Origin of the sequence: Cyanobium sp. BA20m-p-22 (assembly GCF_024346275.1) — a bacterium.
GTDB lineage: Bacteria > Cyanobacteriota > Cyanobacteriia > PCC-6307 > Cyanobiaceae > Cyanobium_A.
Genome location: NZ_JAGQCQ010000114.1, coordinates 1 through 10,482 on the forward strand (window position 1 = coordinate 1; position 10,482 = coordinate 10,482).

Here is a 10,482-nt window from a genome sequence, read left to right on the forward strand (position 1 = left end):
GCTTGCCCACGCCGAAGGCTTCCACCACAACGGTGAACATGCGGCTGTCGGACTGGGTGGCGCGCCCTGTGGAAACTCTCATGCAGACCCTTCCCGCTTAAAAGCGGGTCGATCATAGGGAACCCATCTGCTGCGATTTTGTGGCGAACACCGCTAGGTTTGCCAGCACACTGTGACCGTGCCTCCTTGGCGCAGATCCTTGTACCGTCAGCAGCCTCCGGTTTCCTGTCCCAAGGGGCAGTGAACGGGCGCGATCCAGCTGATCAAGCTGATCCAGCTGGTCAGGCTGATCCAGCGAGCCAGCAGCACTGCAGCCTCGACACGATTCAGCAGGAGATGGAGCGGCTCCCCCAGGGGGCCCGGCGGCTGGCGGTGCAGCTGAGCCTGAGCCCAGACCCCCAATGCCTCTGGTCGGTACTGACCGATTACGGCAACCTCAACCACTACATCCCCAACCTGGCCTCCTCCCGCCAGCTCTGGCGTCGCGGCAACGTGGTGGGCCTGGAGCAGGTGGGAACCCAGCAGTTCTGCGGGTTGCGCTTCAGCGCCAGGGTGGAGCTGGAACTGGTCGAAGACCGGGATGCCGGCGTGCTGAGTTTCAGCATGTGCCGCGGCGATTTCCGCCGCTTCGAGGGCTGTTGGCAGATCGGCCGGGCTGGGGAAAGCACCCGGCTGCTCTATGAGCTCACCGTGCAGGGCCGGCCAGGCATGCCGATCGGCCTGATCGAACAGCGACTGCGCGAAGACCTGGCCAACAACCTGCGCGGCGTGCAGCGCGAAGCCGAGCGCCGCACCGCCCAGGCCTGAGCCAGCTCTGGCCAGAACAGCCAAAAACCTGCCAGAAAGCAGCAAAAAAACTGCCAGAAAGCTGCCAGGAAAAAGTAATACCCCCAAGGGGATTCGAACCCCTGTCGCCTCCGTGAAAGGGAGGTGTCCTAGGCCTCTAGACGATGGGGGCCAGGCCACAACGCCCGGAGGCGCCGCTGGTTTGGAAGCTACGGGTCAGGGTGACCCTTCGTCAAGGCGGGCTGGCCCTGGCCGCTCCAGACCGGAACGGTGACATGGAAACAGGCCCCTTCACCGGGCTCGGAGGCCACCCAGATCCGGCCGCCATGAACCTCGGCAATGCGACGGCACACCGACAGGCCCACGCCGTAGCCGGAGGTGGTGCCGGAAGTTTGGGGCAAACGCACCCGATCCAGGAAAATCCGCTCCTGCTCGCCCTTGGGAATGCCCGGACCGCTGTCGCAGATGCTCACCTGCACCCACTGGTCGGTGCGGTGCAGCAGGGCCAGCTGCACCCGACCCTTATCGGGGGTGAATTTGAGGGCGTTTTCCAGCAGGTTGAGCAGCACCTGGCGCATGCGGCGTTGGTCGGCAAACACATCCGGCAGGTCGGCAGGGATGTCGGTGAGCAGCTCCAGGTCGCGGCCGATCCACAATTTCTCCAGCTCCAAAATGGCCTCGGCCACCACCTCGCCCAGGGCCAGGCGCTGGGGGTTGAACAGGGCCTCCCAGCGGGTGGTGCCCACCTCGAGCAGATCTTTGGAGAGCTCCTGGATGTCGTCGAGCCGGCGGGTGAGCACGTCGCGGAAGCGGGCCTCGTCGATCTGGCCGAGGGTGTGACTCTGGAGGGCGAGCTTGGCGGCGGTAAGTGGGGTGCGCAGCTCATGGGCCACCATCCGCAGCAGCCGCTCCTGCACCCCGAGTCGATCGATCAGGGTTTCGTTTTCCTGACGCAGCACCAGCACCTGGTCTTCCAGCTGCAGCTCCCGCCGGGTGCGGCTGCCGTCGATCTCGGCGGGCCGCAGGCTCATGCCCAGGCTGGTGACCACCTCCATCTGCTGCCAGCGCGGCAGCCAGCTACGCAGCTTCTGGGTGATCCCATGGCCGGCCAACACCTGCTTGGGGAACGGATCGAGCTTCACCAGGGCAGGGGTGGCTACCAGCCGATGCAGTTCCAGCAGTTCGGGCTGGCGGGCCGGATCGGCTACCTCGAGGCTCACCTTGAAGCCACACTCCTCGCCCTTGAGAAACTGCAGCAGGCTGCGCAGGTCCGGGCTGGCCAGGTGGTGGTTGGAGGCCACCAACAGCAACTTCAGCGCCTGGCGTTCCGTCGCTGGCGCGGGCCGTTCGGTGCTGGGCTGGTCTGGGGTCACGCTGCTCACCCTATGGGGATGGGGCCAGTCCGGTCCATCCCCGCTATGACTGAGACAGTCAATGCCGTGAGCCCTAGGGCCGGGATTTCATGAGCAGCCTCCCAGTTCCCAGCCTCCCAGTTCCCGGCCCACCCGTTCCCAGTCCACCGGTGCAGCCCCGCATCCAGCTCGACAGCAATCTGCGCCGCTGGTTTGCCCGCAATCTGGGCCTCTGGCGCTCGCGGCGGGTGTATTTCTTCCTCGATGAAGAGCCCCTGCGCGTCGACATGATGGTGCGGGTAGAGGCCTACCAGGAGCCGGTGGAGGGCGATGCGGCCTACCGCTTTACCTGGTGGCCAGAGCAGGAATTCGACTTCTTTGAGAAAAAGCCCAACTACTCGCGCAGCGGCACCATGGACGCCTACCTGTGTGGGCACCAGCTGCAACGCAGTCGCGGTTTTTACTGCGCCGCCGCCAACCGGAGCCAGATTCGCCAGGTGGATGAGCATGAGCTGACGTTTGAATCTCACTACGAGGGGTGGGACATCCTCGAGCACTTCCGCCTGGTGGACCAGGACCGCTACCGCTCCCGCTCGATCTATTCCTGGAAGGAGGGCGTTCTCGAACTGGCGGAGCTCCACCACGAGGTGCGCGTCGAGGCTGCCGGCCCTCCCCTGCCGCCTGGGGCTTAGCCCTGATGCAGCAGCATGGCCGCACCTGACGCCCCACTCCGGCCCTGACGATGTCAAGCCCATCCCCGTCACGCCCCTACCCATCGCAGCTCCAAGCCCTGCTGGCGCTGCCCCTGCTGGTACTCCCCCTGGTGCTGGCCCCGTCTGGGGCCTGGGCGGCCCCCGCCACCGAGGCGGAGATGAACCTCTACACCCGGATAGCCGCGGTCAACGTGTGCATCGCCCGCGGCGCAGGGGTGCCCTTCGACAGGGCCGTGGGCATCGCCGGGGAAACCATCGCCCAGGTGATCCTGGGCCAGCACGAAGGGGTGATCGCCCAGGTGGGGGCCAAGCCCCTCGGCCTGGAGGACCTGCGCAAGGGCTCGATCAACTCTGCAGTGCTGGGAGCAGCCGAGATCTGCCCCAAGGAGGTGCCCGCCGACGTGATGGCGAAGGTGCAGGACGCCCTCAAGCAGCCCCCCGCGGCCAAGCCGGCTGCGGCGCCTACGGCCAAACCCACCCCTAACAAGTAATCCGAATGCCCCTGGTGCGCCTCGCCGACTACCGTCCGGCGCCGTTTCTGCTGGATCGCACCGATCTGGTGGTTCAACTGCACTCCGACCACAGCGAGGTGGCGGCGCAACTGGCCTTTCGGCCCAATCCGGCCGCCGAGCCCGGCCCGCTGCTGCTCCACGGGGTGGATCTGGAGCTGCTGGAGCTGGCGATCGACGGGCGCAAGCTGGAGCCAGGGGCCTACCAGCTTGGGGCTGGCGAGCTGCTGATTGCCGAGCCCCCAACCGGAGCCTTCCTGCTGGAGAGCCGGGTGCGCCTCCACCCCCACAGCAACACCACCCTCGAAGGCCTCTACGTCAGTGGTGGGATGTTCACCACCCAGTGCGAGGCGGAGGGATTCCGCCGCATCACCTTTCACCCTGATCGCCCCGACCTACTCAGCCGCTTCCGGGTGAGGATCGAGGCGGATCGGGCCAGTTGCCCGGTGCTGCTCTCCAACGGCAACTGCGTCGAAACCGGCGGCCTCGACGGCGGGCGCCACTTCGCGGTTTGGGACGACCCCTTCCCCAAGCCCTCCTACCTGTTTGCCCTGGTGGCCGGCCAGCTGGAGGAGGTCACCGACAGCTTCACCACCGCCAGCGGCCGCCAGGTGGCCCTGCGCATCCACGTGGAGCCCGGCGATGGGCCCTACACCGGCCACGCCATGGCTTCCCTGAAGCGCGCCATGGCCTGGGATGGGCAGCGCTATGGCCTCGAATACGACCTCGATGAATTCAACATCGTGGCAGTGCGCCATTTCAACATGGGCGCAATGGAGAACAAGAGTCTCAATATTTTTAACTCCAAGCTCGTACTAGCCGATGCGGAAACCGCCACCGATGGCGAGCTGGAGCGCATCGAAAGTGTGATCGGCCACGAGTATTTCCACAACTGGACCGGTAACCGCATCACCTGCCGCGACTGGTTCCAGCTGTCGCTCAAGGAAGGGCTCACCGTGTTTCGGGACCAGTGCTTCACGGAGGATCTGCACGGTGCCGCCCTCAATCGGATTGAAAACGTAGCCCTGCTGCGCAACACCCAGTTCCGCGAGGATGCCGGCCCCACCGCCCATCCGGTGCAACCCGATGCCTACCAGGCGATCGACAACTTCTACACAACTACGATCTACGAGAAGGGATCGGAGCTGATCCGCATGCTCCACACCCTGCTGGGGGAGGAGACCTTCATGGGGGGGATGGCGCTTTATGTGAGCCGCCACGACGGCACGGCCGCCACCTGCGAAGACTTCGTGCAGGCCATGGAGGATGGGGCCGCCCAGGGGTGGGCTGCCGATCCGCTGGCCCCGCGCTTTGATTTTTCCCAGTTCCGCCGCTGGTATCACCAGGCCGGCACGCCCCGGCTACACATCCAGCGCCACTGGGATGGCGACACCGGCGTGCTGGAGCTGCTGGTGCAACAGCACACCCCTGCCACCCCCGGCCAGAGCGACAAGCAGCCCCTGGTGATCCCCCTGGCCCTGGGCCTGTTGGACCAGGCCGGCGAGCCCCTGGCGGTGCAGTTGGAGGGGGAGCCGGCCTCCACCACACCAAAAGGGGCGGGCACCCGCCTGCTGGTGATCGACCAGCCCGAGCAGAGCCTGCGCCTGGTGGGCTTGCCCCGCCAGCACCACCCGCCTGCCCTGTCCCTGCTGCGCCAGTTCTCCGCCCCGGTGCTGCTGGAGATGGGCCGGCCCACCGCCGAGCTGGTGCACCTACTGGCCGCCGACAGGGACCCCTTCGCCCGCTGGGACGCGGGCCAGGTGCTGTTGCGCCAGGCGGTGCTGGCCCGGGCCGGCGGTGGGGGTGATTCGCTGCTGGAGGAGGAACTTATTGACGCGTTCGGCCGGATCCTGGCCGACCCCTCCCTCTCGGAAGCCAGCCGCAGTGTGCTGATGGCCCTGCCCGGCATGGCCGAGCTGGAGGCTGCCTGCAGCGCAGCCGGCGAGGAGCCTGATCCGCCGGCCCTGTTTGCCGCCCTGCTGGCGCTGCAGGGTCGATTTGGCACTGCCCTGGCCGAGCCCCTGGCGGCGGCCCTGGAGCGCTGCACGCCCCAGTGGGGCCTGGCCTGGCCCGAAGGCAACGGCGACCGCCTGCTCACCGGCACAGTCTGGAGTTGGCTGGTGGCGGCTAGGGGGGCGGGGGCGGCTCGAGCAGCAGTGGCAGCGGTGGGGGGCCCTTCGATGACCCTGGCCCGGGCCGGGCTGCGGGCCCTGCAGTGTCAGCCGATCCCCGAGCGCCAGCAGGCGCTGGACGCCTTCTACCAGCGCTGGCAGCACAGGCCCGTGATCCTCGATGCCTGGTTTGGCCTGGAGGCCTCAGCCCCCTTTGCCGATGGGCTGGAGCGGGTGGCACGGCTGCTGGAGCACCCCCGCTTCGATCCGGCCGCCCCCAATTCGGTGCGGGCCGTACTGGGCGGCCTGGCCGCCAATGCGCCTGTGTTCCACGCCGCCGATGGCTTGGGTTACAGCTTCATGGCGGAGCGCATCGCCGAGCTCGACCAGCGCAACCCGATCACGGCCTCGCGCCTGACCAAGGTATTTAGCCGCTGGCAGAGCTACGGCCCGGCCCGCGCCGCGGCCATGCGCGGGGCCCTCGAGCAGCTGGCTGCCGCATCGCTCTCAACCAACAGCGCTGAGGTGGTGGGCCAGTGCCTCGGGGCGAATTAGGCCCTCAGCGCCGGGGCAGCGGCAAAGGTGGTGGCGGCCGCAGCGGACCGCTGAGGCTCTGGTGTAGTTGGCGGAAGGCAGCCTGGCGATAGGGGGCCCCCTCGTCGCCGGCATGCAGGCCCCACAGGCCCTCCCAGTAGAAATAGATCACCCCGTGGCCGCGGCTGGTGGCCAGCTGGGCTTTCTGAGCCAGGGTGGCCATGGCTGGGGTGCGGCCGCCGAAGCCCGCCAGGATGCCGATCTCCACCGGCATGCCCCAGCTGCGCGCCTTCACCAGGGCCGGTTGGTTGAGGTCCTTCTCGAACCCCTTCAGCGAGTAGGCGTAGTTCTGCACCACCAGGTCGTCGATCAGCTCCCCCAGGGCCCAGAGCTCCCAGTCCTGCAGCCAGTGGTTGTAGGCGAAGCGAAAGGGCCCGGGCGAGAGGCTGATCAAGGTGCCCGAGCGCTTCAGCTGGCTGCGCAGTTCCCGCAGCAGTCCGGTGAGCTGCTGGCGGCGCCAGCGCATCCAGGCCCGTTCGGTGTGGTCATCGGGCGGTTCGAGGCCCGTTTCGGCGAGGTAGCGGGCACGGCTGAACGGGTCATAGCCCAGCTCCACCGGCCAGGCGAAATGGTCGTCGAGCTGGATGCCGTCAACGTTGCAACGCTGCACGATCTCGCCGATCAGGCCGAGGAAACGTTGCCGCACCCCCGGGTGGGCGGGGTTGAGCCACACCATCGGCTTGCCGTGCATCGCCATCTCGCTGCTGCCGTCGCGGCGTTGCAGCACCCATTCAGGGTTCTGGCGCACCACCGCGGCATCGGCTGGCTCCATCAGGCCATATTCAAACCAGGGAATCACCTGGAGCCCGCGCCGGTGGGCGGCCTGGGTGAAGCGGCAGATGGGATCGAGATTGGGGTTGGCCTTGGCCAGGGCCGGCTCCATCGGCGCATGGCGGGAGCTGTGGAAGGTGGCTCCCCGGCTCCACACATTCGGGTAGAGGGTGTTGAAGCCCGCATCGGCCAGCTCCCTCACCGCCCGGTCGATCCGGGCGGGGTCGTAGTAGAGGGGGCTTGGGCTATTGGTGAGCCACACGCCGATGCGGCGGGATGGGGCCGGCTGGCTCTGGGCCAGCAGGGGCAGCGGGGCAAGGGCCCAGGGCAGGGTGAGCAACACGCTCACCGCAGCTGGCAGGAAGGCCTTCAGCCGGGCGAAGCGACGCAGGGGGGCGGGTTTCAACGGGTTTCTACGCTGGGGCAAGTCAGCGGAACATCGAACTCACCGAGCTCTCATCGTGGATCCGCCAGATGGCCTCACCCAGCATGTTGGCCACCGAGAGCACCTGCAGCTGGGGGAAGCGGCAGGCTTCGCTGGGGGGAATGCTGTTGGTGACGATCACCTCCTCAAACAGGCCAGGCTCGGACAGCCGCTCGATCGCCGGCGGCGAAAACACAGCGTGGGTGGCGCAGGCCAGCACCCGGGTGGCGCCACGCTGGCGCAGCAGCCGGGCCCCGGCACAGATCGTGCCACCGGTGTCGATCATGTCGTCGATCAGAATTGCCGTCTTGCCGGCCACCTCACCGATCACGGTGAGGCTCTGGGCCACGTTGTGGCCGGAGCGGCGCTTGTCGATGATCGCCAGGGGGGCATCGTTCATCTGCTTGGCGAAGGCCCGGGCCCGCGCCACCCCGCCCACATCCGGAGACACCACCACCAGGTCGGCGAGATTTTTGCTGCGCAGGTAATCCACCAGCACTGGCGAGCCGTAGATGTGGTCGCAGGGGATGTCGAAGTAGCCCTGGATCTGGGCCGAGTGCAGGTCCATGGCCAGCACCCGGTCGACGCCCGATTTTGCGAGAAGGTTGGCCACCAGCTTGGCGGTGATCGACTCCCGCCCGGCCGTTTTGCGATCGGCGCGGGCGTAGCCGTAGTAGGGGATCACGGCCGTGATCTGGCGGGCCGAAGCCCGTTTACAGGCATCCACCATGATCAGCAGCTCGATCAGGTGGTCGTTCACCGGAGCGCAGGTGGGCTGGATCAGAAACACGTCGCAGCCGCGGATCGATTCCTGGATCTGGATGTAGAACTCGCCATCGGCGAAGCGTTTAATCACCCGGGGGCCATCGGGAACCCCCAGGTAGGCGGCGATTTCCCGGGCCAGGGCCTGGTTGGAGTTGCCGCTGAACAGCCGCAACCGCCGGGTGTCATGGGTTGACTCGATCGGGCTGCCTTGGGGAGCGACGCGATCAGCGGTGAGGAAACTGGTCACGGCGAGCGCGCAAGCGTCGGCTGGCACCTGATCGTAGAAGCGAGACTGGCTGTTGAGTGCAAACAACCATGACGCTTCCTGTGCCTCGGTTGGACCAGCCCCTGGTGGTGGTTGCTGGCGGCGCGGCCATGGCGGTGGCGGCACTGCAGCACAGGGCAGCACCGGCCCTGGCAGCGGCCCTCGCGCTGCCCTGGTGGGAGCCCCTCCGGCCGGAGAGCCCCCAGGCGGCCCTGGCGGCCCTGGCGGGCCGGGGCCCCGGCCTGGTGCCGCTACCGATCGATCCGGGCCTGCCCCTGGAAGGGGGAGCGGGCCACTGGGCCGAGGCTCTCGGCGCCTGGCGCCAGCCGGCATTGCTGCTGCTGGCCGGGGAGCAGCTCAACAGTGGGCTGGCGGCAGCGATGACGGCCCTGCTGCTCCAGTGGCGGGTGCCCCTACTGGGGCTGGTGCAGGCCGATGGCCCCTGGGAAGCCCCCGCTCGCCGCGGGGATGGCCTGCCCTGGCTGGGGAACCTCGAGGGGGCCGAGGGGCTGGCCCTGGCCCTGGAGCTGCGTTGGCGCCAGATCGGAGCCGACTGAGGCTCCAGGCGTCTAGGGAGTGGGGGCCACCGCTGGCCAGAGGGGCACCGCCGCGCCGGGGTCGATTTGCCGCAGGGGCGGCACACCTGGCCGGGCCGGTGCTGGCGGGGCCGGGGCTGGCGGGGCCAAGGGCACGGCTGTGAATTGCACCGTTTCAGGTCGGCTGAGGCCTGCCGCCAGCAGGCTCAGGGTTTCCGCCTGGGTGAGGTTGGTGGCCATACCCTCCCTGCTCAGAAATTGGCTCAGGCTGGTGAGCCGGCCCAGGTGCTCGGGCAGGGCCATTTCCCGCACCAGAGCGCGCAGCACCAACTGGTGGTTTTCCTGGCGGCTCTGCTCCGGGCGGCTGGGATCGCGGTAGCGCACCAGCTGCTCCACCTGGCTGCCCCGCAGCCGTTGCAGCCCACCCTGCAGATCGATCGTGAAGCCCTGGCTTTTGTCGCTGTAGCGACGGGAGCGGGTGGGGTTGGCGGCGATGCTGCCGAGGCCATCCACCAGGCTGCGCAGGGTGGCTCGACCCAGCACCAGATAGCGATCTGGCACACCTGGCTCCAGCCCCACCAGGCTGCTCACCGCGTCGGCGATCAGGGCGGGACCGCCCAGTCGGTAGAGGCTGCCAATGCCCTGGGGACGGCTCTGGCCGGGGATCTGCACCGCCAGATTGGCTGGCAGGGTGAGCACCTGCAGCGGCCCCTGGGGATTGATCCGCAGCAGCAGCAGGGCATCGGCATTGGCGGGGCCAGGCGGGGCCGCGCGGTTGAGGGGATCGGCGGGGCGTTCGCTATCCAGGCCGATCACCAGCACGGTGACACTGCGGCTTGGGGCTTTGGCCAGGTCGGCTGGGGTGAGCTGCTGGACCAGCTGGCTGGAGCGGTCAGGTTCGGGCCAGATCCAGGCAAACAGGCCCAGCCCCACAGCCAGGCCAGCACCGGCCATGGCCAGTCGCAGCGGCACCGCTCCCCGGCGGCGCTTCGGCTGGTCTGAACTCTGAGCCATGGTCAGGCGGAGCGACGCCCACTTTCGCCCACCACCCTGCGGCCCACACCCGATAGGTTGGGCCCCTGCTGATGCCCCAGGGCTGTCCGGTAATGGCTGTCAGTGCTCCCCATGAGCGGGCAAGGCCCCTGGCCAAGGGAAGTACCTATCCTGCCAAAGACCTGTGTAGCCAGTGCGGCCTCTGCGACAGTCGCTGGGTGGCCTACGTAAAGCAGAGCTGCGCCTTTCTGACCCAGCGCTTTGAGGCGATGGAAACGGAAGCCCACGGCCGCAGCCGCGACCTGGAAAACGACGACGAGCTCTATTTCGGCGTGCAGCAGCGCATGCTCACCGCCCGGCTGCAGCGGCCCATAGAAGGAGCCCAGTGGACGGGCATCGCCAGTCGCATCGGCGTACTTGCCCTGGAAACGGGCCTGGTGGATGCGGTGCTGTGTGTGGGCCAGAGCCCTGACGACCGCTTCACCCCCGTGCCCCAGCTGGCCCGCACCCCGGCCGAGGTGCTCGCCGCCCGGGTGAATAAGCCCACCCTCTCCCCCAATTTGGAGGTGCTCGAGCAGCTGCCCGGCAGCGGCATCCGCCGGCTCCTGGCCATCGGCGTGGGCTGCCAGATCCAGGCCCTGCGGGCCGTGCAGCCCACCCTGC

10 protein-coding genes and 1 tRNA gene are annotated in these 10,482 nt (G+C 68.0%); 6 read left to right on the forward strand and 5 right to left on the reverse strand.

The window, feature by feature from the left end; genetic code table 11:
- Window positions 1-336 precede the first annotated feature (336 nt).
- On the forward strand, window positions 337-807 hold the full coding sequence (locus tag KBZ15_RS10930) for an SRPBCC family protein (protein ID WP_255015273.1): 471 nt from the start codon (window positions 337-339) through the stop codon (window positions 805-807).
- 78 nt (window positions 808-885) lie between these two features.
- Here the strand turns inward: KBZ15_RS10930 and KBZ15_RS10935 are convergent.
- Window positions 886-958, reverse strand: a tRNA-Glu gene (locus KBZ15_RS10935).
- 37 nt (window positions 959-995) lie between these two features.
- Window positions 996-2,159 (reverse strand): histidine kinase, encoded by a 1,164-nt coding sequence (locus KBZ15_RS10940; RefSeq protein ID WP_254930273.1) that lies wholly within the window; start codon window positions 2,157-2,159, stop codon window positions 996-998.
- 89 nt (window positions 2,160-2,248) lie between these two features.
- On the opposite strand from KBZ15_RS10940, the gene KBZ15_RS10945 reads away from it, so the two are divergent.
- Genes KBZ15_RS10945 through pepN form a run of 3 tightly spaced genes read left to right on the forward strand, consistent with a single transcriptional unit; the run spans window position 2,249 to window position 6,026 of the window.
- Window positions 2,249-2,830: a hypothetical protein gene (locus KBZ15_RS10945; RefSeq protein ID WP_255015266.1), complete on the forward strand. Its 582-nt coding sequence runs from the start codon at window positions 2,249-2,251 to the stop codon at window positions 2,828-2,830.
- Window positions 2,831-2,880: 50 nt separating this feature from the next.
- On the forward strand, window positions 2,881-3,342 hold the full coding sequence (locus KBZ15_RS10950; RefSeq protein ID WP_255015268.1) for a cAMP phosphodiesterase: 462 nt from the start codon (window positions 2,881-2,883) through the stop codon (window positions 3,340-3,342).
- A gap of 5 nt (window positions 3,343-3,347) precedes the next feature.
- Window positions 3,348-6,026, forward strand: a complete 2,679-nt coding sequence (gene pepN / locus KBZ15_RS10955) for an aminopeptidase N (RefSeq protein ID WP_255015269.1) — start codon at window positions 3,348-3,350, stop codon at window positions 6,024-6,026.
- Between the two features lie 4 nt (window positions 6,027-6,030).
- Here pepN and KBZ15_RS10960 read toward each other — a convergent pair whose 3' ends face one another.
- Together KBZ15_RS10960 and KBZ15_RS10965 are read right to left on the reverse strand one after the other, a co-directional pair.
- Entirely contained in the window at window positions 6,031-7,242 is a 1,212-nt protein-coding gene (locus KBZ15_RS10960; protein ID WP_396123445.1) for a glycoside hydrolase family 10 protein, read from the reverse strand.
- Window positions 7,243-7,264: 22 nt separating this feature from the next.
- Window positions 7,265-8,272: a ribose-phosphate pyrophosphokinase gene (locus KBZ15_RS10965; protein WP_255015270.1), complete on the reverse strand. Its 1,008-nt coding sequence runs from the start codon at window positions 8,270-8,272 to the stop codon at window positions 7,265-7,267.
- Between the two features lie 68 nt (window positions 8,273-8,340).
- Between KBZ15_RS10965 and KBZ15_RS10970 the strand changes: the two genes are divergently transcribed.
- Complete coding sequence (locus KBZ15_RS10970; protein WP_255015271.1) at window positions 8,341-8,847, forward strand: hypothetical protein; 507 nt, start codon at window positions 8,341-8,343, stop codon at window positions 8,845-8,847.
- A gap of 12 nt (window positions 8,848-8,859) precedes the next feature.
- Here KBZ15_RS10970 and KBZ15_RS10975 read toward each other — a convergent pair whose 3' ends face one another.
- Window positions 8,860-9,840: an LCP family protein gene (locus KBZ15_RS10975; protein ID WP_255015272.1), complete on the reverse strand. Its 981-nt coding sequence runs from the start codon at window positions 9,838-9,840 to the stop codon at window positions 8,860-8,862.
- A 92-nt stretch (window positions 9,841-9,932) separates the two neighbouring features.
- On the opposite strand from KBZ15_RS10975, the gene KBZ15_RS10980 reads away from it, so the two are divergent.
- On the forward strand, window positions 9,933-10,482 hold a 550-nt coding region (locus tag KBZ15_RS10980; RefSeq protein WP_315859875.1), incomplete at its 3' end, for a coenzyme F420 hydrogenase/dehydrogenase beta subunit N-terminal domain-containing protein.

Coding starts and splice junctions, on each gene's coding strand:
- pepN (WP_255015269.1), top strand. CDS start 3,348: ATGCCCCTGGTGCGCCTCGCCGACTACCGTCCGGCGCCGTTTCTGCTG.
- KBZ15_RS10950 (WP_255015268.1), top strand. CDS start 2,881: ATGTCAAGCCCATCCCCGTCACGCCCCTACCCATCGCAGCTCCAAGCC.
- KBZ15_RS10975 (WP_255015272.1), bottom strand. CDS start 9,840: ATGGCTCAGAGTTCAGACCAGCCGAAGCGCCGCCGGGGAGCGGTGCCG.
- KBZ15_RS10945 (WP_255015266.1), top strand. CDS start 2,249: ATGAGCAGCCTCCCAGTTCCCAGCCTCCCAGTTCCCGGCCCACCCGTT.
- KBZ15_RS10930 (WP_255015273.1), top strand. CDS start 337: ATGGAGCGGCTCCCCCAGGGGGCCCGGCGGCTGGCGGTGCAGCTGAGC.
- KBZ15_RS10970 (WP_255015271.1), top strand. CDS start 8,341: ATGACGCTTCCTGTGCCTCGGTTGGACCAGCCCCTGGTGGTGGTTGCT.